The organism is Kitasatospora sp. NPDC058218 (assembly GCF_042882445.1).
Taxonomy (GTDB): domain Bacteria; phylum Actinomycetota; class Actinomycetes; order Streptomycetales; family Streptomycetaceae; genus Kitasatospora.
Genome location: NZ_JBHVWC010000024.1, coordinates 76,909 through 98,821 on the forward strand (window position 1 = coordinate 76,909; position 21,913 = coordinate 98,821).

Sequence of the window (21,913 nt, forward strand, 5' to 3'; positions counted from 1 at the left end):
GTGGCGGTCGCAGCGGGAGACGGTCGAGCCGCCGGTCACTCGACGTGTGCGGCGATGGTCCGTGCGCACGCCATCGACTCGGCATGCGCGGTGTCCACCTCCAGGTCGTAGGCGACGCCCCGGTGGACCAGCTCCGCCTGGGAGGCGGCCATGCCGATGATCCGATCGCCCCGGGCGACCTCCCGGCCGGCGGCGACCGCGGCGTCACACCGGACGCCGACCCACAGCACCTGCAGTTCGCCCAGGGCCTTCCGCCACCGCTGCTGGGACTCCGCTCCGCCGAGGAAGACCTCGTCGACGATGACCCGGGCTCCTGCGCGGGCCATCGCGGCGATCCCCTCCAGCCATGCCGCCTCCAGCGTCCGGAACTCCGGCCCGACGGTGACCTCTCCGTCCGGAGCGAAGCCGATCCCGCCGTCCGACGTCTGCATGGACGCCGGCATCGCCTCGACCAGCGTGTCCGTCCCGAGGGCCAGCCACGGGCCCGGCAGGACGGCCTGCAGACACCGTGCGATCCCGGACTTGCCCGAGCTGGAGCCACCGTTGAGAACGATCACCTGAGTCATCACCGCGCCACAGTAGGCGCACCGGGGCACCATGCGAAACGGATTTCCGCGCCCCTGCGCCACCGGCCGCGACCGGCGGGGCCCCTCCCGGTCGGAGCAATCCGAGCTTGCGGTCAGTCGGCAGCGAGGATGTCGGCGAGACTCACGGCAGGGCAGCCGAGTATCGCCGTCAGCGCGTGCCGCTGGCGCTCGGTCAAGGAGGCAACGAAGATCACCGCGTCCGCGTCGGCCTGCTCGCAGGTGTCGGCCACCTCGCGGACCTTTCCGTGGCTCAGCAGGGTCCGTGAGGAATGGGGCAGACCCATCTTGCGGGCCCCGCCGTCCGAGACGCCCCGTCGCTGCACGATCTGCCCGACGACCCGAGCGCCGCGGGCCGCCAGTTCTGTGGCGGCCGACGCCATCAGCGTCGCGAAGTCCTTCTCCTTCGCGGAGAAGTAGCCGACCACCACCACCTGGGCCCCCGCGACCGTGAGCCGCGCTGCCTGGCGTCGGGCAGGCTCCGGCGCCACACGACGAACCAGGCGCCGGTCGCGCCTTCGGGGCTGATGCATGCACCACAGGCTAGTGTCCTGCGCCCGGGATCCGTCGCCGGACCCTTCGCGAGTCACTGGAAGATGACGACCGGGTGGATGTCCAGGGCGCCGTCCTCGGCGTTCCAGCCCCTGACCTTCCCCAGGCAGCTGCCGGAGAACTCGTCGGCGGGAGTGTGCCGGCGCAGGCCCGCGTTGGCGCAGGCCAGGCGGACGCGGGCCGAGGGGACGGCGGAACCGACGCCGGCGTAGGAGGCGATGAAGACGGTGGTGCCACTCGGGTCCTCGGAGGTCCGGGCGGCCAGCCGGAACCTTCCCTTGACCAGCACGTAGTCCTCGACGTGGCTCAGCAGGGTGCTCTTGGGCAGCGGGTCGGACTGGCCGAGGTCGCTCAGCAGTTTGACGAGTGCCGGGTTCTTGGTGAGGGTGCCGGTCTTGAGGTTGGCGTGGACGATGCCGTTCCCCTTCTCGATGGCGTCGACGAGGATTCCGATCACCTCGATGGGGGTGTGGGTCTGGACGTAGTTGGTGATCAGTTGTTCCCCCCGGGTCCTCTCGAAGCCCAGCGTGCCGTCCGGACTGGCGGCGCTGACCGTGTAGCCGCCGTTGGTCTGGTGCTCGACCGCCTGGACGAGGGCCGCGGAGTGACGGCCCATCTGATAGCTGTCGGTGATGGCGGAATCGTCCAGGTAGACGCAGATGCCCTGGGTGAGGTCCAGTCCCGTGATCCGCTGCGCGCGCAGTTCCAGGAAGCAGTACACGATGAGGAAGATCAGGCTTGCGACAGCGGCCGCCCAGAGGGACAGGAAGCACCACCACTCGCCGAACCAGAGCTTGGACATGGCCGTCGCTTCCTTGTCACAGGGGCGGTCAGGGTCGCAGGGGCGGTCAGGAGAGGATGCGCTTGCAGCCGGCCACGGCCTGGAGGATGGTCTCCAGGGCCTTGGGGGAGGGCAGGAGGGCGCGGGTCCGGTTGACCGTGGCGGGTGCGGGCAGGTTCCGGGCCCCCAGGAAGGTCCGGAGCTGGTCCTGGCCGTGGGCGTCCAGGCCGGTGTGGAAACCGAGCTCGGTCGCCCGTGTGCGCAACTCGGGGTCGGAGTCGATGAGGACGGCCAGTCCGTCGGCCCGGGGCTTCAGCGAGATGATGCGCGGCTCGGTCACGAACGCGCTGTCCGGGTAGAGCAGGACGCGGGTGGTGTCGGGTTGGCCCTTCGCCGCCTTGTGGCGGAGCTGGTAGGCGAGGTACTGGTGCTCGTAGACCACCGGGGTGGGCGCGGAGTCCTCACCGTTGACGAAGGAGTCGAAGCGGTCGCTGGCCGGGCGCCCCTGGGCCTCCAGCAGTGGTTTGACGGCCCTGCCCACGTCGTCGGCAGACGCCTCGTCCACTGTGCGGCTGCCGTGCTGGGAGAAGGCGACCTGGCTGACGTAGGTCTCCGCGGAGTTCGAGTCGCAGTACGGGGAGGTGTAGGCGGCGACGACGTTGTTGTTGATCCGGCCCGGATTGAGCCCGAGGTCGCTCCAGGTCGTGTCGGTGCGGGCGAGGTCCAGGAACTTGGCCAGGTCGAGGTCGTAGTACAGGGTGTCGGCGGAGGCGGTGCCCTGGGGCGTCGCCGCCCCCCTGCCGACCAGGGCCTCGGCGTAGGCCCGGTAGGTCGCGATGACGAGTGGGCTGTTGAACGGCAGCTTGATCATGGCGTGCTCGTGCGCCGCTTCCCGGCGCTCCTTGATGGTGTCGGCCGCCGCCTGCCCGGAGGGGAAGACGAAGTCGTACTGGCTGAGGTCACCCTCCGCGACCTGACGCGACCCGGCGACGTCCACCGTGACCTTGATCCGGTGGCGCATCAGGATCCGCTGCACCTCCGGATCCGTGAAGAGGTCGGCCTTGGAGGCCACACGACCCTTCAGTTCGACCACGGGCACCCCCGGGACCGGGAGGTTGCCGGTGAGGGCGAGCATCCCGGTGGCGAGCACGAGGATGGCGAACGGGATGGCGGCGACTCTCCGGAATCGCCGGCGGGCCAGGAAGAACGGGCGTCTGCCCGCGATCCCGAGTGAGGGCTCTTCGAACACATTGGCGGGGAGCACAATTGACAGGGTGTCAGGTACGTTCCGAGGCTGCGAGACTGTCGGCGGGTGTTCACCAACCAGTTGCGGGTTCGTTACTCCCGTCATGAGGGCGGGCCGCGCCGGTTGTGACTGAAGCGTTTCGGCTGACCGGTGGGCGGTTGAGTGGGTCGGCTGAGCGTCCGGCTTGCGGTCGATGTCGTGCGCCCGGGCACGGTCGGTGACCACCGTGGGTGCTTCCACTCGGAGCTGATCTCTTCGGAGGTGAGCCGATGTTCACGCCCGCTCCCGACCGCGCCCGGATGAAGCCGGCCGCGCCAAAATCAACTGGGCGAACGGTCCCCACCGTGAAACGATTCCGGTTCAGGGCCAGGGAGGTGGGGCGGCATGGGGCTGGACTACAGCTACGAGATCTTCATGCCACCTCGGAACGTTGTGAGGGTGCTGACCCGGCTGGCCGAACTCGCTCCCCAAGGCCGCGACACGCCGCCGCTCTCAATCACCCTGCCAGGCGGCGAGCAGCTGATCGTGCCGTTCACCTCGGGGTACAAGAGCGAACCGGTCGACTGTTCGGCAGGCGGCACGATCGAACTGGACACCTCGATCATGATCGGCGTCGACGACGCGATGCGCGAGTTTCTTCTCCGCGATGTCGACAGGGTCGACGAGTTGGGAAGAGTGTCGGTCGGGTACATCTACCTGACTGTCAGGTTCTCGCCCGCGTGGCACCCGAACTTCGCGTCGCTGCAGTTCACAGCGGCCACCTCGGGCATGAGCCGGATGTTCGTGCAGTCGGCGAGCGTCAGGAAGGTGTTCACCGACCTCACCGCCGCCACCAGCGGTGTGTGCTGCCTGCTCGACACCGAGACCGACATCTTCGACATCTGCTGGCTCAACGGCGAGACGGTCAGCGGCGAGACTGTTCCGGGCGCCCGTTTCTCGCGCTTCCACAATCTCGTCGCCGCCTGGCGCGAGCCGGTGGAGTAGAACGGGAACCACGTCCGCAGGGGACGCAGCGCGGGTCTCCGTGGGCCTGGCCCGACAGGACACCGGCTCGCCGTCCGCCATGACGCAGCCGTGCTCGTCGGGGCCGTCAACGAGTCGCCGTTACTAGGGTGTTCGGAATGCAGCTACTGGCGTTCTTCGATCTCGACGGCACGCTTCTCGACCGCGATGCCGCATTCGATCTCTGGGTGGGGGAGTTCGTCAGCGACCGGGCGCTCGACGCGAGCGCGCGAGACTGGCTGATGGCTGAGGATGCCCGCCACTCCGGTCCGATGGACGGCTTCTTCGAGAAGGTGCGCGAGAGGTTCGGCGTCGGCGACTCGGTGGAGCGGCTCTGGGGCCGGTACCGCAAGCGGATGCCGGAGCTGGTGGTGTGCGGGCCTGCCGCCCTGGCGGCGGTGCGTGACCTTCGTGCGGCCGGGTGGAGGGTCGCGATAGTCACCAATGGCATGCAGGACAATCAGCTGGCCAAGATCCAGCGCACCGGCCTCGCCGAGGTGGTGGATTCCTGGTGCATCTCGGAAGAGGCCGGCGTCCGCAAGCCCCACCCCGAGATCTTCCGGGCGGCCGCCCGACGCTGCGGAGCCCTGATCGACCACGGCGGCTGGATGGTGGGCGACAGCCTGTCCGCCGACATCGAGGGAGGGCGGGCCGCAGGGCTCCGTACCATCTGGCTTCGCGGACGCCGAGCGCCGGACCAGCGCCCCGCAGGCGTCACTCCTGATTTCACGGTCGGCTCGGTGCCCGAGGCGGTTCGGGTGATCCGCCGGGCATAGAGCCCAATCGAGCGAGTTCGGGTGGCGCGGCCCGATGGTCAGTGAGCCTCGGCCTCGGCGGTCAGGATGGCGAGCAGGCCGGGGAAGCGGGCGTCGATGTCGGCCCGGCGGAGGTCGGCCATCCGGCTGTTGCCCCGGTCGACCTGGCGGATCAGCCCGGCCTCGCGCAGCGTGCGGAAGTGGTGGGTGACCGTCGCCTTCGAGAGGGGCAGGGCGAAGGAACTGCAGGTGCGCGCCGTGCCGTCGGGTGCGCCGGCCAGCTCGCGCACGACCCGGCGGCGCAGCGGGTCGGCGAGTGCGGACAGCACCTTGCCGAGCTCGATCTCCTCGACGGCCGGGTGCCCTTCCTCGTCGGGCATGGTGACCTCCCTCAGGTACGGCTTGAATCGTACCTCTCGGGAGGGGTACTGTCCCGCAAGGTACGACTGAAGCCGTACCTTGCTTGAGGGAGAACGCGGATGGATCAGTTGGTCACGCTCGTCGGAATCGCCCGACCGAAGCCCGAACGGGCCGAGGATCTCAAGGAGTTGCTGCTCTCCTTCGTCGCGCCCACCCGGCAGGAGCCGGGCTGCCTGGAGTACCACTTCCACGAGGACCGCGACGAGCCCGGTGTCTTCGTCTTCTACGAGGCATGGCGAAGCCAGGCGGACCTCGACGCCCACCTGGCCCTGCCCCACCTCGCTGCGTTCTGGGAGAGCCGGATGGACTACCTGGCCAGTGACCTGGAGATCCGCTTCCTGACCATGCGGAGCCCGTACGGCCGGGCGTAGCGCCTCGCGATGTTCGGCAGCGGCCCGGAAGTCCCGGCTGCCCTGGCCCGGTTGCGCGAGGACGGCAGCCGGGGCCTGCGCGAGGTCAGCGACGGTGTCTGGGCGCTGTTCCGGTCCTGCCTCGGCCCGGACTGGCCCGACATCCGCCGCGCACTGGAGGCCGACATCGCCGCCCGGGCCCGCACCGCCGCCCGCTCCGGGATCGGCGAAATGCTCGACTCGCTTCACCCGAAGGCCGTCTGGCGGGACGAGGGAGTGCTGGAGTGCACCCTCGGCGAACTGGAGGGCTCCTTCGAGCTCGGCGGCCGGGGCCTGGAACTGCGGCCCAACTACTTCGTCCAGCGGAGCATCAGCCTGCTGGCCGGGCCGGACCGCCAGAGCCTGCTGCTGCACCCGATCGCCGCCCCGACCGCCGAGCCTGCGGCCCGGACACCGGCCGCCGACGGCCTCGCTGCCGCACTCGGCCCCGCCCGCGCCCGCGTCACTTTCATTGATGCCTTCTTCGACCTCGCCGACACAGCCATCACCGTGCGCAGCCTGATCCGGTGGTCCTGGACGACTCACCGCCGGGACGAACGCCCGAACCGCCGACCGTGACCCTCCGGCGCCGCTCCGGTCACTTCGGCAGATCGGCGGACAGGAAGGGAGCAAGGAGCGCGAACAATGCGTCGGGGCGGTCGAGGGGGATGATGTGGCCGCAGTCCTGGAGATGGTGTCCGACCAGGTCATCGGCGATGGGACGGAGTTGGCGTTCGAGCCCGGTGCCGACGGGGTGAGAGCCGACGGCCATGGTGGGCATGGTCAGCCGAGCCGTCGCGACGGCGTCCTGGATCTGCTGCGCGCTGGTGGGCAGGGCCCGGTAGTAGGAGAACGCGCAGCGAAGGGCCTCGCTCCCGGTGTACGCGTGAACGAAGGCCGCACGGATGTCGTCGGGTACTCCTCGCCCGAGCGTCCCCGAGTCGAGGAACCAGTCGATGTACGGGGCCTCGTTGCCGGCCAGGACGGTCTCGGCGAGGCCGGGGACGGCGTGGAAGCCGAACCACCACGGGGCGTCACCCGCGACGACGTGTTCGACTCCGGAGGGGCGGCCGAGCAGTGCCTCCATCACGACCAGGCGCCGGACGAGGCCGGGCCGGCGCAGCGCGAGCAGGACGGCGGGAGCGGTGCCCGCGTCGATGCCGACCACTGCTGCCGAGGGCTCTCCGAGTGCGTCGAGCAGCCCTTCGGCGTCGGCGGCCAGGGTGCCTGCGTCGTACCCCTCGACGGCACGTGTACTGGCACCGAGGCCTCGCAGGTCCGGGGCGATGACCCGGTACCGTCCGGCCAGTCGGCCCATGATGCCGCTCCAGAGTTGCCAGGTGTGCGGGAAGCCGTGCAGCAGGAGAACCGCGGGTCCGTCCCCGGCGATCGCGACGTTGAGCTGGACGCCGTTCGTCGCGATGCGGCGCAGTTGGTGTGCGGTGGTGACGGGCATGGCGGCTCCTCCGACTGGTTACCATTGGTGACCATCAAACGATAGGTAACTGTCCAACCGCTTCCTAGACGGCACTTTCAGGGAAGGTACTGAGCCACAGGTGACCACCCGAGGAGCCCGGGCAGAACGTGGCGATCTGTTCGATCCCCACTGCCCGACGCGGCAGCTGCTGGACCGCATCGGTACGAAGTGGACGTCCATGACCGTCAAGACGCTCGCCGATGCCGCACCGGACGAGGTGCGGTTCGCAGAGCTGGGACGCCGGATGCCCGGCGTCTCGCAGAAGATGCTGTCCGTGACGCTGCGAAGCCTGACCCGCGACGGGCTGGTGTCACGTCGGGTCGAACCGACCGTGCCGCCGCGGGTCTTCTACCGACTCACCGGACTCGGGCTGTCCCTGGAAGCCGCGCTTGCAGGGCTGCGGACCTGGGCGGAGGAACACATGGCCGAGATCGACCGCGCCAACGAAGCCATCGACCCGGAGGTCGATGGGGGATAGGCGGGCCGGTTCCGCGTTCAGTACTGGTTGGCTCGGGTACTCGACGCAGCCGGCGTCGCCGCTCGGACGGCCCTCGCACTATTCGGCGGGGATGCCGCGGAGGAGGAAGGGGAGGTGGGCGCCGCGGGCGAGGGCGGTGAGGGCCTGGGCGGCGCGGCGGTGCTGGTCGGTGGCCATGGTGTCGGCGAGTCGGTCGGGCTGGACCCAGTGCAGGGCGACGATCCGCTCCGGGGGTCGGTGGCGGGTGACGGTGGTCTCCTGGGCGCGGGTGAGGCGGCCGCCCCAGTAGACGAAGTTGACTCCTTCGGGGAGGAGTTGGGCGTCGACGTAGTCGGTGGCGAGGATGCTGCGCAGGGGGAGGACGAGGCCGGTTTCGGTCTCGGTGTGACGGCGGGCGGCGAGGTGGGGGAGTTCGTTGCGTTCGGCGCTGCCGCCGGGGAGGGTGCAGCCGTTCTTGTAGGTGGTTTCGACGAGCAGGACGGCGCCGTCGGTGTTGAGGACGAGGGCCTGGTGGCCGAGGCGGCGGCGGGGCGGGTTGGTGAGGATCTCGGGCAGCGGGTACAGCATCGCGGGTTCCTTTCGCTGGAAGTCGATGAGTGCCCGGCCCGGCTCGCGGCTGGGGTCGCGAGCCGGGCCGGGTGTCCCGCGTGCGCGCACCACACCGGCACGCGGGAGTTCGGGGGTCACCGGCCGGGGGCGAGCTTCGACAGCCAGGTGAAGCAGGCGGGCAGGCCGGCGACGACGCCGGTCGCGAGGACCACTCCGGAGATGAGGAGTTGAGGCCCGAGGGGCCCGTCATGGATCGGCCAGCAGAGGAGCGCGGCGGCGCAGATGCTGAGCGTCGAAACGGCGAGGGTGGCGGTGACGAGCTTGAAGTCCCGGCTCACGCAGCGTCGTTGGCGCGGGGCCGGCTCGGGTGCTGGACGGCGACGAAACGGGGGCTGTCGAGCGGCCGGACGTGTTCGGGGCCGGTGGTCCACTCGCAGCCGCCGGCCTCGGGCCTGAGGTAGGCCGCGCCGCCGAGGGTGTCCATGTAGACGGCCTCGGCGGGCTGCCCGTTGGGGGACCGGTGGGCGAGGTCACGGACGACCTCGCCCACGGCGGGTTGGTACGCGGACATGCGGGGGCGGCTGGGCATGAGGGCTCCGATGGTAGCTCTGTGCAGTGAGGTCATCACGACCTGTATCCATGGTGGGGTGATCGGAGCTACGATCGGAAGTACTTCAACTCTCTAGTTCACCAGACTTTAAGTTGGAACGATCTTGAATCGTCGTACGCTTGATCCAACGTCATCTCCGCTGGCTGCCTTCGCTGTTCAGCTTCGCAGGTCACGCGAGGGGAGTGAACTGACGCAGGTCCAATTCGGCGAGCTGGTCCGGTACTCCAGCGTCTACATCTCCAATGTGGAGACAGCAAAGCAGGCTCCGAGCTTAAAGTTCGTGCAGCGGGCCGACGAAGTGTTGGCGGCAGGTGGATCTCTTGAGCTGCTGTGGTGGAGCTGGAAGAACGGAGCTCTGATCCCAGGCTTCCCCGAGTACACCGCCAAAGAGCGCGAAGCCATCGGCATGCGACTGTTCGAAACCGGCATGGTGCCAGGAATCCTGCAACACCACGACTACTCCGCCGCCTACGAAGCTGCCATCGTGCGGCGAGGAGAAGTCAGTCGGACGCAAGCCGATGAGCGACTGAATCTCCTGGCTGCGCGGCAGAGGTTGCTTGACCAGACCCCGGCTATCCATGCTGTCCTGGATGAGGGAGTGCTGTTCCGCCCAATCGGCGGCCCAAGTGTCATGATGCGGCAGCTCTCACACCTTGAGCATCTGTCTGGCCAGCCCAACGTCGTCATTCAGGTCGCCCCATACGCCCTCGCCGAGGATCGACCGCTGTCACATTCGGTGACCCTCCTCACCCTTCCCAATCGCACGATGGTCGGCTACACCGAGACGCTTCAACGGGGCTACCTGGAGCAGGATGCCGACACGGTTGGCGCTTGGGCTGGAAAGTACGATCGGCTACAGGTGGACGCACTTCCCAGGGCGGACAGCCTGGCCATGATCCGTGAGGTTCGGAAGGGACTTGAACGCCATGCACGTTGATCTATCGGGCGCCCGGTGGCGCAAGAGCTCGCACAGCAACGGTGGGGGTGGCTGTGTTGAGGTGGCGGATGGGTACGAGGGCGTCATGCCCGTTCGTGATTCCAAGGACCCTCAGGGCCCGGCGCTCGTCTTCCCGGCCGAGGCCTGGCAGGCGTTCATCGCTGGTGTCCAGTCAGGCGAGTTCGGCGCTGTCTGACATCTACGGCCCCCGACCGGCATGCTGGTCGGGGGCCGCTATGCGTGGTCCATTCGGCCCCACGGCTCGGGCACGCCCACCCGTACGTCCAGGTCCCACAGGACGCACTCCTCGCCGGGCCGCGCCACGAACGACCATGCCACGGCAGTGCGGTGCAACTGTTCGTGCATCGACCCCGCCCGCTTCGCTTTCCCCGGCAGCTCGCCGCCCTGGGGGTGGTGGTGCAGGAACCGCCCGTAGGCCGCCCGGCAGAAGGCCGCGTAGCGCTCGGTGCACAGGATCAGTCCGTGCCACGCCTCGTCGACGGCGGACGAGGGCATACCGATGATCTGCCGGTCCAGGATCGCCGCTCCGCAGCACCGCAACCACTGCCGTAGCCCGGCTTCGACCAGGTCCCTCGGCTGGAACGGGCACGTCTTGTAGACGGCCGGGGGGAGTTCGAGCGCATCGACCGCCGACTGCACGCGGTCGATGCGTCGTGAGAACGTTCGTGGAAGCACGTTGTCTCCGTTCCGGATTCGCCGAGTCGACAGCTCAGTTGCCGCCGCCGCACCCTCCGCCACAGCCGCCTCCGCCGCAACCCCCGCTACAACTTCCGCCGGAGTCGCTGCTGCCCCCGTCTCCACCCCTCCAGCGGGACTTCCTGCTTCTGTCGCTCCGGCCCAGGAGGGCCGTGATGCCGAACCCGACGATTCCCACAAGGATGAAGAAGATCAGCAAGCCCATTTCTCTGCTCCCCCAGTAGTGCCGGACGAGACCCGTCGGCGCGTCATGGAGCACGGCCCGACAGCCTCCGCGAGCCGATCACGGCGATCGCGTGAGGTGTCGGGGTCCGCGCACCCGGCGTACCGGGCGGCCCCGCCGGCGGCATTACTTCATTGTTCCAGCAGGCACTGACACCGAAACGGCGTCAGGTCGGCCTGGGGCGGGACGGCACCATCGCCGTTACGAGCCGGTGACGAGGAACGCCCCGCGTCCGCCGTGAGCGGCGGACGCGGGGCGTCGGAGCGGATCAGGCCGGAGCGGATCAGGCGAAGGTGTTGGTGCTCCAGATCGCACCGCCGACGCCCTCGCCGCCCTCCTTCTTGTAGATCACGAGGTTGCCGTCGTCCTGGAGCTTCATGAACGCGCCCGCGCTCCACCAGGTGCCGGAGTTCCACACCGAGCCGACGCCGTTGCCCTGGCCCGCCGGGTAGATGACCGCGTTGCCGTCGCTCTGCATGACGAAGTACCCGAAGGTGCTCGCGTACGTGCCGGTGCCCCACAGGTAGGCGCCGTCGCTCTTGCGGTACACGGCGAAGTTGCCGTCCCGCTGCATGATCAGCACGGTCGACGCGGCCTCGGCCCACTGCGCGGACCAGACGGGCTGGCCGGAGCCGATGGTGGTCCCGATCCGGGTCGAGCCGGCGCCCCACAGCGCACCGCCCGCGAGCGGGCCGCCGTCCTTCTTGTAGACGACGAGGTTGCCGTCGTCCTGGAGGCTCAGGTAGTTGCCCGCCGACACCCAGGTGGCGGTGTTCCAGATCGGCCGGTTGTCGGCCGAGTAGACGACGAAGTTGCCGTCGGGCTGCATCCAGGCGTAGGCGCCGGGGTTGCCGCCGGTGCCGGTCGCCCAGATCACGCCGTTCGGGATGCCCTTGTGGGTGATCGTCAGGTCGCCGTCGGTCCGCATGGTCAGCTGCAGGTCACGGCCCGTGAGGGTCTGGCCGGAGGCCAGCTTGGCATCGGGCCCCAGCAGGGCCTGGTCGACCGAGGAGGTGTCGGTGATCCACTGGCGGATGTCGTCGACCCGGGTCTCGATCGCGTCGGTGCGGGTCTCGGTGGAGCCGAAGCAGCCGCCCTGCCAGGAGCGGCTGTGGATGCCCGTCAGGACGGCGGTGGCGCCGTCCTCCTTGAAGGTCGGGCCGCCGGTGTCGCCCTTGCAGATCGCGCCGGTGGCCGGGGCCTTGGGGGCGATGGTGAGGGTGGTCGCCGTGGAGGACTTCACCGTGACGGCCGCGCTGTGCAGGCGGGTCGGCGCCCACTCGTCCGCGGTGCGGCCGTAGCCGGTGGCGCGCAGCGTGTCGCCGACCGCGGGCGCGGCGGTGGCGAGAGCGACGGGGGAGAAGCCGAAGACCGGGCTGGCCAGCCGGGCCAGCACGAGGTCGCGGTCCGCGCGCGGCGCGAGGTCGACCACCTCGACGGACTTCCCGGCCGTGCTGCCCAGGTCGGTGCGGCCGACGGTGGCGATCGTCTTGTCCGCCGGGCGTCCGGCGGGAACCGTCGAGGGGTTGGCCGGGTCGGCGGCGAAGCAGCTGGCGGCGGTGATCACCCAGGTCGGATTGATCAGGGCCGCGGAGCAGGAGCGCTTGCCCTCGCCGATGTCGAGCTTGGCCGTGAAGGGGTAGCCGCCGTCGGCCACCGGGGCGCCGACGACCGCGCCGGCGGGCACGGTGCCGAGGATCAGCATGCCGGCGGTGGCGGTGGTGGTGAGAAGGCTGGTCATCCACGTGGCACGTGGACGCTTGAGCTGCATCTGTCGATCACCTTTGGTTGGTGGGAGAGGGGATCGGGGAGCGATGGCAGGGACCCGCCGGCCCGGAGTGGACCCTGAGCCAGGTGTGCGGACCGGGCCGACCGGACCGGGCGGGCGGCATTGCGCCGTGCGGCGGCGCGAGGGAGTACGACGCCGTCGGGCCGCAGGGAATCGGCGCCTCGGACGGCGCGCGTCCGGTGGTCAGGCCGACGCGGGCGCGGTGGCGCGCGTCTGCTCCGGTGACACCTCGGTGTCCGGCGGTCGCCTGCCGACATCTGCGTTCATCACGCCAAAGCCCCCCGTTTTCTGACACGCCGACCAGCGATGTGGAAGACGACGCTCCCCATCGCCGAATCGATCTTCACAGAAATACCACCCCTGGGCCCGCCGATGGCGGGTGATCAACCAAAATCGGCCGCCAGTCGGTGTGAAACGCCCCGAACATGAGGATTGGTCAGATCGGCCGAGCGCCAGAATGGCTGAGACTGACCGGGTTCTCGCCCACGTGAAGCCGCAGGCCGACCGGCCGGTGTGACGGTCCTGCGGGCTGCTCGCGCCGGCTGCGGGCTGCGGGCTACGGCGAAGGTCGTCCGTCGGCGGCGGGTTCGTGGGTGATCAAGTCCCCCGGCTGGCACTGGAGGACCTCACAGATCCTCGACAGGGTCGAGAAGCGGATGGCCTTGGCCCGGTCGTTCTTGAGCACGGACAGGTTGACGACGGTGATGCCGACCTGCGCGGACAGCTCCGTCAGCGTCATGCCGCGCTCGGCGAGCAGGCGGTCGAGGTGGATCCGGATCCCGTGGAGTTCCTCTTCGGGCATCAGATGGTCCCTTCGAGGTCCTCTCGCATGCGCACGCCCTCGCGCATGATCTTCCCCATGATCACTGCGGCGAGGCCGGCGAGGACGAGCACCAGCGGTCCGGAGAGGGTCGGCCCGGAGCCCACGATGGGCGCCATGCTGTCGACGAGCCAGGACTGCGACCAGCCTGCTACGAGGCCGGTCACCAGTGTGCCCGCGGTGACGAACCAGCCGAGAGCGGAGAGCTGCCGCGACACCGGGTCGGTGAACGGCCCCTGCCGTACGACGGTCTTCAGCAGTCGGGAGAAGAGCAGCAATGCGAGGGTGCCGAAGAGCGGCCAGGGCAGTCGGTCCCCGAGGTCGGCGGCGCGCTGCCCCGCGGAGGGGCTGTGCTGGCACAGGCGCGTGGCGCTGGCGGCCGCCTCCACGCCGTTGCCGAGGTGCAGGTCGTCCGCCAGTGGCGCATTGGCCCAGAAGCCCGTCTGCACGCAGACCGCCCCGTCGTCGAGCACGTGCGTGACCCCCGTGCCGAGGAAGGTGAGCCCGCAGAGTACCGCCAGTGCAAAGGTCGCCGAGGCCAGCGTCCTCGTGAGTCGTGTGTCCACTACGTTCCTCCCCATCGATTTTCGATATGCTCAAGGTAGAGGAGCATATCGATATTCGACAAGTCCGCAGCTGTCGGTCTGGCTGGCGACGAAGGCGGCGGTCGATTGTCGTCAGAGTGACGAATAGTCGCTACGCTGGCCCCATGCGAGTAACTCTCACGCGTGCCAGCGTCGCCATGGGGGACGACGTGGACGCCCCTCACGAGTACGTCCGGCAGGCCGACGGCTCCGCCACGCTCGGCGAGTTCGTGCGACAGGTCGCGGTCTCGGGCTACTTCCCGCAGATGGCCTGCTGGGTGGTGTACGTCGGCCCGAGCGAGCCCCCGGCCGTCCCGGTCGCGATGCTGACGGCCCCGTGGGACGAGCCCCGCTTCCTGGAGGAGGCCGCGCGCCACCGCACCCTGGACTCGCTCGCGGACGACCACGGCGGGCTGAGCGTCTTCTTCGACTACCGGGCGACCGTGCCGCCGGAGGTGCTGTGGCAGCGGCTGCTCGGCCCGGGTGGCGGCCAGGCCTCCTGAGCGCCGGCCCTCACCCGATGCCGAAGGTGCGCCGCAGGCAGGTGGCCAGGCCCTCCGGGGTGGGTGGGTGGAACCGTCCGGCGAGGTAGCCGTCGGGGCGGATGAGGAACGCCTCGCCGGGGCGGGCCGCGTAGGCGTCGCGGAACTCGCCCCCGGCGTCCCGGGCGGTCGGCAGCCGCCACCGGGGTGCGGGTGCGTCCGGTGCGAGTACCGCGTAGACGTCCAGCAGCCCGTGGGCCGTGGAGAGGGCGGCCACCGCGCAGGTGGTCACGTGCTCGTCCGGGGTGGCGGCGTCGACGTGGAACAGCAGGGTGTGGCGCGGGCCGCGCAGCAGGTCGAACAGCCGGAACGGGTAGTTCGCGAGCGCCCGTTCCAGCCCCCGGCAGTCGGGCGCCCGCTCGCCGGGTGCGGGCGCGGCCACTCCGGCGGCCGGCTCGACGAGCGGGCTGTCCGGGTAGCCGACCAGCAACTGCGCCTCCCGTCGCAGGATCGCGTCCAGGTCCCCGGCGTCCGCGGGCACGCCGGCCCGCGCGTGCCGCACCGTCCGGCCCACGACCTCCTCGCCCACCGGGTGCCGTTCGGCGTGGTAGCTGTCCAGCAGGCCGTCCGCCCCGATGCCCCGGACGGCGAGCGCGAGTTTCCAGGCGAGGTTGAAGGCGTCCTGGATGCCGGTGTTCATGCCCTGCGCCCCGGTGGGCGGGTGGATGTGGGCGGCGTCGCCGGCCAGGAAGAGCCGCCCGGCGCAGTAGCGGTCCACCAGGCGGTGGCTGATCCGGAAGGTGGAGGACCAGCGCAGCGCCGAGGCGTGCACGGGCCGCCGGGGCGAGAGCCGGTCGAGCACGGCCTGGATGTGCCGCAGTTCGGGGGCCGCTCCGCCCTCCAGCCCGTGCTCCACACCGCGCCCGGAGGCGCCGCTCCCGGAGACACCGCTCCCGGAGCCGAAGCTCCCCGCGCCGCCGTCGCCGGCCAGCTCGTCCGGCACCATCATCGACATCCGGTACCGCCCCCGGCCGGGGAGCGGGATGCAGACCAGCAGGTCGTCGACCCGGCCGTCCCCGTCGTGATGGGTGGCGCGGATGCCGTAGCCGGCGGGGAGGTCCCAGTCGACCTCGACGTCGCCCAGCATGTAGTGCTCGGGGAAGGCGTCGCCCTCGAAGCGCAGGCCGGCGGCCTTGCGGACCAGGCTGTGCGCGCCGTCGCAGCCGACCGCGTAGCGCGCCCGGACCTCCTGCGGCCCGGCCGGCGCCGCCAGCACGGCCCGCACGCCGTCCCCGTCCTGTTCGACGGCGAGCAGCTCGGTACCGCGCTCGACGTGCGTGCCGTACCCGGCGAGGTGTTCGGTGAGCAGCCGCTCCGTCGTGTACTGGGGCAGCGCGGCGAAGGTGTACGGGATGTCGGGCGGCAGCGCGAGTTCGACCCGCGGACCAGGCTCCCCGTCGACGAAGAGGAGCTGGCCGCGCATCGGGACGGCCTCGTCGAGGGCCGCCCGGACCAGGCCCATGGCGTCCCACACCTCCATGGTGCGCGGCTGGACCCCGACGGCCTTGGCGTAGTGCTGCGGGGTGGCCAGCCGGTCCACGATCCGGCAGTCGACCCCGTGGCGCCGCAGCTCGGCGGCGGCCGTCAGCCCGACCGGGCCCGCACCCACCACCAGTACGTCGATCTCGTCCATGGCCGCTCCCGGGGGACGTTCCGATCGCCTCCCTCCAGGCTGCTCCCGATCGGCGGCGGTCCGCCACCGGGCCGAGGGAGACGGCGGGCGTCGCCCCGGGACCGGTTTCGGGGGGCAACCATTTCCAAACACTTGGCGACAATCCCGGTCAACTCATGACGGTCCGTCAAACAGCCTTCTACGCTTCGTGCGGCCTCAGTGGGTCGCGGAACCGCCACTGGGCCGATCGTTTCCCCGATGGTCTGACGAGTCTGGAGAATTCCCCCGTGAGAATAAGCCGTTCCCCGAGCCGCACCTGGACGGCCGTGGTCGCCACCGGCGCGGCCACGGCCGCGCTGTTGGTGCAGCCCGGCACCGCCTGGGCCGTCGCGCCCGCGCCCGTCGTGACGGCCACCGTCGCCGTGGTGCCCTACCCGGCGGGCGTCGCGCTCGCGCCGGACGGCGGCCGGGCGTACGTGACCAGCCAGAGCAGCGGCACCGTCACCGTGCTCGACGCCGTCACCGGTGCGGTGTCCGGCACCTTCACGGCCGGGTCCGGCTCGTACGCCGCCGCCTGGGCCCCGGACGGGCGGCACGCCTACCTGACCCACCACCTCGACGGCGCGGTGAGCGTGCTGGACACCGCGAGCAACACCGTGACGGCCACCGTCCCGGTCGGCGCCGAACCCTTCGGCGTCGCGGTCGCGCCCGACGGCGCCCACGCGTACGTCAGCAGCGCCGGCGCCTCGACGGTGAGCGTGCTGGACACCGCGAGCAACACCGTCACCGCGACCGTCCCGGTCGGCGCCGAACCGCACGGCGTGGCCGTCTCCCCGGACGGCGCGCACGTGTACGTGGCCGCCTCGGGTGCCCAGACGGTGGACGTCATCGACACCGCGAGCAACACGGTGAGCGCCAGCGTCCCCGTCGGCCACGGCGTCTTCGGCCTGGCCCTGAATTCCGACGGCACCCGCCTGTGGACGGCCAACGGGGGCGACGACACCGTCAGCGTGCTGGACACGGCGGGCCACACCGTCGTGGGCACGGTGACGGTGGGCGCCAACCCGTTCTCGGTCGCGCTCTCGCCCGACGGGAAGTCCGCGTACGCCTCGAACTACACGGACGGCACCCTGAGCGCGATCGCCACCGCGGACCGCACGGTCACCGCGACGGTGCCGGTCGGCACGAACCCGTACGCGCTCGCGCTCACCCCGGACGGGCGGCGCGGCTACCTCGCCGACTTCGCCTCGGGCGCCGTGACGGTGCTGGGCTTCCCACTGCCGGTGCCGGTGGTCACCGGGGTCAGCCCGGCGTCCGGCCCGCAGGCGGGCGGGACGACGGTCACCGTCACCGGTAGCGACCTGGCCGGGGCGACGGCCGTGAGCTTCGGCGCCGCCGGGAACGCCACCGCCTTCTCCTGCACGGAGACCAGTTGCACCGCCACCACGCCGGCCGCCTCCGCCGGCGGGGCCGTCGACGTCCGGGTCACCACGGCCGGCGGCACCAGCGCCGTCGTCCCGGCCGGGCGCTTCACCTACGTCGCGCCCACCGCCGACCTCGCGGTGTCGCTCGGCGCCAACCCGGTCGGCGGCCTGCTCTCCGGGCGGGTCGACTACACCCTCACCGTGACCAACCAGGGCCCCGAAGCGGTGACCTCGGCGACCGTCACCGCCGATCTGCCCGCCGGCTTCACCACCTCCTCCACCGACTGCACCGTCGCGGCCGGCAAGCTGACCTGCACGATCGCCGGTCCGCTGGCGAAGGGGGCGAGCGTCACCCGGCACCTGACGGTCCACGTGGGTCTGCTCAACCTCGGTCGGACCTTCACCGTCACCGCCGCCCGCACCGCGAGCGCGCCCACCGACCCGGTGGCGGCCAACGACCGTGCGTCGCGCACCTGCTCGGCCACCCTGGCGCTGCTGATCAGCTGCAGCTGATCACCTGAGCCCGCGGCTGCGCCCCGCCGTGCGAACGGCGGGGCGCAGCCGCTCCGCAGGGGGACCGGCCCGCTGCCGCGCGGCAGCCGCGTGCTCAGCCGGCGGCGGCGCCGAACCACCGGGCCAGCCGGTCGAGCAACTCCTGCTGATCGTCACCGACCCACGCCACATGGCCGTCCGGCCGCAGCAGCACCGCGGGCACGTCCAGCTCCTCGCTCATGTCGACGACGTGGTTGACCCGGTCCGCCCAGCCCGCCACCGAGAGCCGGCCGGTCCGGTCGAGCAACAGGCCGCGGCCGGTGTGCATCAGCTCGTAGAGGCGGCCCTGCTTCAGCCGCACGTCCCGCAGTCGCCGGCCGAGCAGGTCGTGACCCTCGCCGAGGTCGTAGCGGACGTCGACCGCGGTGATCATCCCGGTCACGTAGCGGTTCACGTCCTCGAAGTCCATCAGCTTCGACAGCAGCCCGCGCAGGGCGATCGCGCCCGGCTCGGTCCCCATCAGCGTGATCTGCGCGCGGGTGTTGTCCAGCACGGCGGCGCCGACCGGGTGCCGTTCGGCGTGGTAGCTGTCCAGCAGCCCCTCCGGAGCCCGGCCCTCGACCGTGGCGGCGAGCTTCCAGCCGAGGTTGAACGCGTCCTGGATGCCGAGGTTGAGGCCCTGGCCGCCGGTCGGCGGGTGGATGTGGGCCGCGTCGCCGGCCAGCAGCACCCGGTCGACCCGGTAGCGTTCGGCCTGCCGGGTGGCGTTGCCGAACCGGGACAGCCAGCGCGGCGAGTGCACGCCGAAGTCGGTGCCCGCGTGGGCCCGCAGCTGCTCCCGGAAGTCGTCGAGGGTCGGCGCGGCCGCCCGGTCCTCGGCCGCTCCGTCGGCGGGCACGACGATGCGGTACACGCCCTTGTTCCCGTCGATGTCGGGGACGGCGCCGAACCGCAGCTGGGTCCTGCGGACCTCCTCGACGACGGCGGCGATCGTCGCGGGATCCGCGGTCGCCTCCATGTCGCCCAGCAGGGTCTCGACGGTGGAGGGCTCACCGGGGAAGCCGACGCCGAGCAGCTTGCGCACCGCGCTGCGGCCGCCGTCGCACCCGACGAGGTAGCGCGAGCGCAGCTGCGTGCCGTCCGCCAGGGCGACGGTCACCCCGTCCTCGTCCTGGCTCAGCCCGACCACCTCGCAGCCGCGCCGGATCTCGGCACCGAGCTCCAGCGCGCGCTCGTCGAGCAGCCGCTCGGTGACCTGCTGCGGGACGGTGAGGCCGTACGGGTGAGCGGTGTCCAGGGTGTCCGGCCACGGCTTGTGGATGCCGCCGAAGAAACCGCCGACCTGGAACGTGTCGCTGACCGCGAGGAACCGCTCCAGCAGCCCGCGCTGGTCCATCATCTCGACGCTGCGCGCGTGCAGGCCGCGGCCGCGGGACTGCCTGCTCGGCTCCGCCGACCTCTCCAGCACGACCACGTGCACTCCGGCCAGCCGCAACTCGCAGGCCAGCATCAGGCCGGTCGGTCCGCTGCCGACCACGATCACGTCAATCATCTGAACGCCCATCAACGAGATTTGGATTTCGGCCGGCCGTTCCGCGCGGTCGGGCGGTGCGCCCACCTGGAGCGCCGCACCCGCGGCGGTGCCTCCGCGCGCCGCCCGTCACGTCGGCGGTGCCGCGGCCCTGCGGTACCGATCGGACGACAAACGGATACGTACCTCGTGAATCCGTCATTTCCGCAGGTTCCGGCCTTTGGTCGACCATTTTGCGCCGGTACCGGGGCCTTGCCGCAAGGCCCCCCTCGGGCTATATCTTGATAGTGGCAAGGAGTGGGTAGACCTCCTTGCCTTTGTCGTTTGTCGGACTTTGTTCGCTTGTCCGGCTACCTGTCGGGTTGCTTGTCCGGCCGCCTGCCCGACTGCTTGTCGTCCGCGGTGGTCGGAGCCGATTCGGAGCCTCCGTGATCCGCCGGGTGTGACGCCGTGGGCCGTGCTGGACGAAACGTCCAGCCTGGACGTACAGTCCAAATATGACCACAGCGACCCCCGACCCGCGCGTCCGGACCTGGGCGCCCGTCTGCCAGGCGGTGGCACTGTTGCTCGGCCCGTACGCCGAAGTGGTGCTGCACGACGCCGTCCGGGACGAAGTGCTCGCCGTCTGGAACCCGATGAGCGGCCGCGCCCCCGGTGACCCGTCCCTGCTCGGCGAGCTGGACGAACTCGACCCGGCCCTGCCCGACGTCTACGGGTCCGACGTCTTCGGGCCCTACGAGAAGCTGCTGCCCGACGGCCGCCGGCTCTCCTCGGTCAGCGCCGTCCTGCGCGACGACGCCGGCCGACCCTGGGCGGTGCTCTGCGTCAACTTCGACCGCGGACCGCTGGAGCACGCCGCCACCCTGCTGGCCGGCTTCGCCGCCCCCACCGCGTCCCGCCCCGCGCCGCTCTTCGAGCGCGACTGGACGGAGCGGATGAACGACGTCATCGGCGGCTACGTCCGCGCCCACGGCCGACCGCCGGAGCGGCTCGGCCGCGAGGACCGGCTCGCGGTCCTGCGCGAACTCGACCGGGCCGGGGTGTTCGCGGTGCGCCGGGCCGTGCCGGCCGTCGCGACGGCGCTCAAGGTGTCGCGCTCCACCGTCTACACCCTGCTCGCCGAGGCCAGGGCCGAGCCCGGGCCGGCGACCGAGGCAGGGAACGCCGAAGCACAGGGCACCGAACCACGGAACGCCGAGGCGCGGGACGTCGAAGCGCCGAGCCCCACCGCACCACAGAGGAACCCGAGGAACCAGAGATGACCACGCTCCCCGACTTCCGGCTGGAGACCTACTTCTCCCGCTGGGAGTTCACCGCCCGCCACCACCTCACCGCCTCCGACGCGCAGACCATGACGATGTCCGAACTGCTCGCACTGGCGGGCCCCGAGGAGCGGCAGGCCTGGGACACCCTCGCCCTCGGCTACACCGAGACCTTCGGCGACCCGGCCCTGCGCCACGCCATTGCCGAGGTGTACGAGCACGTCGAGGCCGACGACGTGATCTGCTTCGGCGGCGCCCAGGAGGCGCTCAACCTCGCCATGCAGGTGCTGCTCGGCCCCGACGACCACGCCGTCGTGCTGACCCCCAACTACCAGTCCGCCGAGACCATTCCGCTCTCCCTCTGCGAGGTCACCGGCGTCGCTCTGGACGCCGGGCGCGGCTGGGCGCTGGACCTCGACGAGCTGACCGCCGCGCTGCGCCCCAACACCCGGGTGGTCTCCGTCAACTTCCCCAACAACCCGACCGGCAAGGTCATCGGGGCCGACGACTTCGCCCGCCTGGCCGAACTCTGCGACGAGCGCGGCATCCGGCTCTTCAGCGACGAGGTCTACCGCGGCCTGGAGCGCGACCCGGCCCGTACCCTGCCGCAGGCCGCGGACCTCTCCGAGCGGGCCCTCTCGCTCAACGTCACCTCCAAGTCGCTCGGCCTGCCCGGCCTGCGGATCGGCTGGATCGCCTGCCGCGACCGGGAGTTGCGCTCCCGCCTGGAGCGCGCCAAGCACTACACCACGATCTGCAACTCGGCCCCCAGCGAGATCCTGGCCCGGATCGCGATCCGCAACCGCGAGCGGATCCTGGCCCGCAACCGCGCGATCATCGATGCCAACCTGCCGCTCTTCGACGCCTTCTTCGCCGCGCACGCCGACCACTTCGACTGGCAGACCCCGGACGGCGGCTGCGTGGCCTACCCGCGCTACCTCGGGGCGGACGGCGTCGAGGCGTTCTGCACCGGGCTGGTCGAGGAGGCCGGCGTCCTCCTCCTGCCGGCGAGCATCTACCGCTCCGAACTCACCGCCACCCCGGCCGACCGGTTCCGGATCGGCATCGGCCGCCGCGACCCGGCCCCGGCCCTGGACGCCCTCGCCGGGTGGCTGAAGGGGCGCCGGTGACGGCTGC

Annotated in this window: 25 protein-coding genes and 1 pseudogene; 11 read left to right on the forward strand and 15 right to left on the reverse strand. The window is 71.0% G+C overall.

Annotated elements, in window-relative coordinates; genetic code table 11:
• Window positions 1–35 precede the first annotated feature (35 nt).
• The 4 genes from cpt to ACFVYI_RS17405 form a co-directional block, all read right to left on the reverse strand.
• Window positions 36–566, reverse strand: coding sequence for a chloramphenicol phosphotransferase CPT (gene cpt, locus ACFVYI_RS17390; protein WP_387886253.1), 531 nt, complete (start codon window positions 564–566; stop codon window positions 36–38).
• Window positions 567–679: 113 nt separating this feature from the next.
• Window positions 680–1,117 carry a hypothetical protein gene (locus ACFVYI_RS17395; protein ID WP_387886150.1) on the reverse strand — a complete coding sequence of 146 codons (438 nt, stop codon included), beginning with the start codon at window positions 1,115–1,117 and terminating at the stop codon, window positions 680–682.
• 53 nt (window positions 1,118–1,170) lie between these two features.
• The gene (locus ACFVYI_RS17400) at window positions 1,171–1,938 is read right to left on the reverse strand and encodes a hypothetical protein (protein ID WP_387886153.1); all 768 of its coding nucleotides are present in this window, start codon (window positions 1,936–1,938) and stop codon (window positions 1,171–1,173) included.
• Between the two features lie 46 nt (window positions 1,939–1,984).
• Window positions 1,985–3,181 carry a hypothetical protein gene (locus tag ACFVYI_RS17405; RefSeq protein ID WP_387886155.1) on the reverse strand — a complete coding sequence of 399 codons (1,197 nt, stop codon included), beginning with the start codon at window positions 3,179–3,181 and terminating at the stop codon, window positions 1,985–1,987.
• A gap of 366 nt (window positions 3,182–3,547) precedes the next feature.
• Here ACFVYI_RS17405 and ACFVYI_RS17410 point away from each other — a divergent pair, with 366 nt between their 5' ends.
• Together ACFVYI_RS17410 and ACFVYI_RS17415 are read left to right on the forward strand one after the other, a co-directional pair.
• Window positions 3,548–4,147: a hypothetical protein gene (locus ACFVYI_RS17410; RefSeq protein ID WP_387886158.1), complete on the forward strand. Its 600-nt coding sequence runs from the start codon at window positions 3,548–3,550 to the stop codon at window positions 4,145–4,147.
• A gap of 137 nt (window positions 4,148–4,284) precedes the next feature.
• Entirely contained in the window at window positions 4,285–4,941 is a 657-nt protein-coding gene (locus ACFVYI_RS17415; protein ID WP_387886160.1) for an HAD family hydrolase, read from the forward strand.
• 38 nt (window positions 4,942–4,979) lie between these two features.
• On the opposite strand, the gene ACFVYI_RS17420 is transcribed toward ACFVYI_RS17415, so the two are convergent.
• Window positions 4,980–5,300 (reverse strand): ArsR/SmtB family transcription factor, encoded by a 321-nt coding sequence (locus ACFVYI_RS17420; RefSeq protein WP_387886163.1) that lies wholly within the window; start codon window positions 5,298–5,300, stop codon window positions 4,980–4,982.
• Window positions 5,301–5,399: 99 nt separating this feature from the next.
• Here ACFVYI_RS17420 and ACFVYI_RS17425 point away from each other — a divergent pair, with 99 nt between their 5' ends.
• Window positions 5,400–5,711, forward strand: coding sequence for a putative quinol monooxygenase (locus ACFVYI_RS17425; protein WP_387886165.1), 312 nt, complete (start codon window positions 5,400–5,402; stop codon window positions 5,709–5,711).
• Between the two features lie 477 nt (window positions 5,712–6,188).
• Window positions 6,189–6,308, forward strand: a pseudogene (locus ACFVYI_RS17430) (IS5/IS1182 family transposase); the annotation flags it as partial.
• A 19-nt stretch (window positions 6,309–6,327) separates the two neighbouring features.
• Here the strand turns inward: ACFVYI_RS17430 and ACFVYI_RS17435 are convergent.
• On the reverse strand, window positions 6,328–7,185 hold the full coding sequence (locus ACFVYI_RS17435) for an alpha/beta fold hydrolase (protein ID WP_387886167.1): 858 nt from the start codon (window positions 7,183–7,185) through the stop codon (window positions 6,328–6,330).
• Between the two features lie 100 nt (window positions 7,186–7,285).
• On the opposite strand from ACFVYI_RS17435, the gene ACFVYI_RS17440 reads away from it, so the two are divergent.
• Complete coding sequence (locus ACFVYI_RS17440) at window positions 7,286–7,684, forward strand: winged helix-turn-helix transcriptional regulator (protein ID WP_387886169.1); 399 nt, start codon at window positions 7,286–7,288, stop codon at window positions 7,682–7,684.
• 78 nt (window positions 7,685–7,762) lie between these two features.
• On the opposite strand, the gene ACFVYI_RS17445 is transcribed toward ACFVYI_RS17440, so the two are convergent.
• The 3 genes from ACFVYI_RS17445 to ACFVYI_RS17455 form a co-directional block, all read right to left on the reverse strand.
• A complete protein-coding gene (locus ACFVYI_RS17445) occupies window positions 7,763–8,251 on the reverse strand; it encodes an NUDIX domain-containing protein (protein ID WP_387886171.1) in 489 nt (162 codons plus the stop codon).
• 116 nt (window positions 8,252–8,367) lie between these two features.
• Window positions 8,368–8,571 (reverse strand): hypothetical protein, encoded by a 204-nt coding sequence (locus ACFVYI_RS17450; protein WP_387886173.1) that lies wholly within the window; start codon window positions 8,569–8,571, stop codon window positions 8,368–8,370.
• Window positions 8,568–8,822 carry a hypothetical protein gene (locus ACFVYI_RS17455; protein WP_387886175.1) on the reverse strand — a complete coding sequence of 85 codons (255 nt, stop codon included), beginning with the start codon at window positions 8,820–8,822 and terminating at the stop codon, window positions 8,568–8,570. The genes ACFVYI_RS17450 and ACFVYI_RS17455 overlap by 4 nt, the downstream gene beginning before the upstream one ends.
• Window positions 8,823–8,946: 124 nt before the next feature.
• On the opposite strand from ACFVYI_RS17455, the gene ACFVYI_RS17460 reads away from it, so the two are divergent.
• Window positions 8,947–9,780 carry a helix-turn-helix domain-containing protein gene (locus ACFVYI_RS17460; RefSeq protein ID WP_387886176.1) on the forward strand — a complete coding sequence of 278 codons (834 nt, stop codon included), beginning with the start codon at window positions 8,947–8,949 and terminating at the stop codon, window positions 9,778–9,780.
• Complete coding sequence (locus ACFVYI_RS17465; RefSeq protein WP_387886256.1) at window positions 9,770–9,976, forward strand: DUF397 domain-containing protein; 207 nt, start codon at window positions 9,770–9,772, stop codon at window positions 9,974–9,976. The genes ACFVYI_RS17460 and ACFVYI_RS17465 overlap by 11 nt, the downstream gene beginning before the upstream one ends.
• Before the next feature lie 38 nt (window positions 9,977–10,014).
• Here the strand turns inward: ACFVYI_RS17465 and ACFVYI_RS17470 are convergent, their stop codons facing one another.
• The 4 genes from ACFVYI_RS17470 to ACFVYI_RS17485 all read right to left on the reverse strand — a co-directional run bounded on the left by ACFVYI_RS17470 (window position 10,015) and on the right by ACFVYI_RS17485 (window position 13,895).
• Window positions 10,015–10,476, reverse strand: coding sequence for a hypothetical protein (locus tag ACFVYI_RS17470; RefSeq protein ID WP_387886178.1), 462 nt, complete (start codon window positions 10,474–10,476; stop codon window positions 10,015–10,017).
• A 527-nt stretch (window positions 10,477–11,003) separates the two neighbouring features.
• Window positions 11,004–12,461: a trypsin-like serine protease gene (locus ACFVYI_RS17475; RefSeq protein ID WP_387886180.1), complete on the reverse strand. Its 1,458-nt coding sequence runs from the start codon at window positions 12,459–12,461 to the stop codon at window positions 11,004–11,006.
• 604 nt (window positions 12,462–13,065) lie between these two features.
• Window positions 13,066–13,311: a helix-turn-helix domain-containing protein gene (locus ACFVYI_RS17480; RefSeq protein ID WP_387886183.1), complete on the reverse strand. Its 246-nt coding sequence runs from the start codon at window positions 13,309–13,311 to the stop codon at window positions 13,066–13,068.
• Complete coding sequence (locus ACFVYI_RS17485) at window positions 13,311–13,895, reverse strand: DUF2975 domain-containing protein (RefSeq protein ID WP_387886186.1); 585 nt, start codon at window positions 13,893–13,895, stop codon at window positions 13,311–13,313. The genes ACFVYI_RS17480 and ACFVYI_RS17485 overlap by 1 nt, the downstream gene beginning before the upstream one ends.
• A gap of 143 nt (window positions 13,896–14,038) precedes the next feature.
• Here ACFVYI_RS17485 and ACFVYI_RS17490 point away from each other — a divergent pair, with 143 nt between their 5' ends.
• A complete protein-coding gene (locus ACFVYI_RS17490; RefSeq protein ID WP_387886189.1) occupies window positions 14,039–14,416 on the forward strand; it encodes a hypothetical protein in 378 nt (125 codons plus the stop codon).
• Window positions 14,417–14,426: 10 nt separating this feature from the next.
• Here the strand turns inward: ACFVYI_RS17490 and ACFVYI_RS17495 are convergent, their stop codons facing one another.
• Window positions 14,427–16,088 (reverse strand): FAD-dependent monooxygenase, encoded by a 1,662-nt coding sequence (locus ACFVYI_RS17495; RefSeq protein WP_387886191.1) that lies wholly within the window; start codon window positions 16,086–16,088, stop codon window positions 14,427–14,429.
• Window positions 16,089–16,354: 266 nt separating this feature from the next.
• On the opposite strand from ACFVYI_RS17495, the gene ACFVYI_RS17500 reads away from it, so the two are divergent.
• On the forward strand, window positions 16,355–18,004 hold the full coding sequence (locus ACFVYI_RS17500) for a beta-propeller fold lactonase family protein (protein WP_387886193.1): 1,650 nt from the start codon (window positions 16,355–16,357) through the stop codon (window positions 18,002–18,004).
• 94 nt (window positions 18,005–18,098) lie between these two features.
• Here the strand turns inward: ACFVYI_RS17500 and rox are convergent, their stop codons facing one another.
• Window positions 18,099–19,535, reverse strand: coding sequence for a rifampin monooxygenase (rox, locus tag ACFVYI_RS17505; protein WP_387886258.1), 1,437 nt, complete (start codon window positions 19,533–19,535; stop codon window positions 18,099–18,101).
• Window positions 19,536–20,011: 476 nt separating this feature from the next.
• On the opposite strand from rox, the gene ACFVYI_RS17510 reads away from it, so the two are divergent.
• A complete protein-coding gene (locus ACFVYI_RS17510; RefSeq protein WP_387886196.1) occupies window positions 20,012–20,776 on the forward strand; it encodes a transcriptional regulator in 765 nt (254 codons plus the stop codon).
• A complete protein-coding gene (locus tag ACFVYI_RS17515) occupies window positions 20,773–21,906 on the forward strand; it encodes an aminotransferase class I/II-fold pyridoxal phosphate-dependent enzyme (RefSeq protein ID WP_387886198.1) in 1,134 nt (377 codons plus the stop codon). The genes ACFVYI_RS17510 and ACFVYI_RS17515 overlap by 4 nt, the downstream gene beginning before the upstream one ends.
• The last annotated feature ends 7 nt before the right edge of the window (window positions 21,907–21,913 follow it).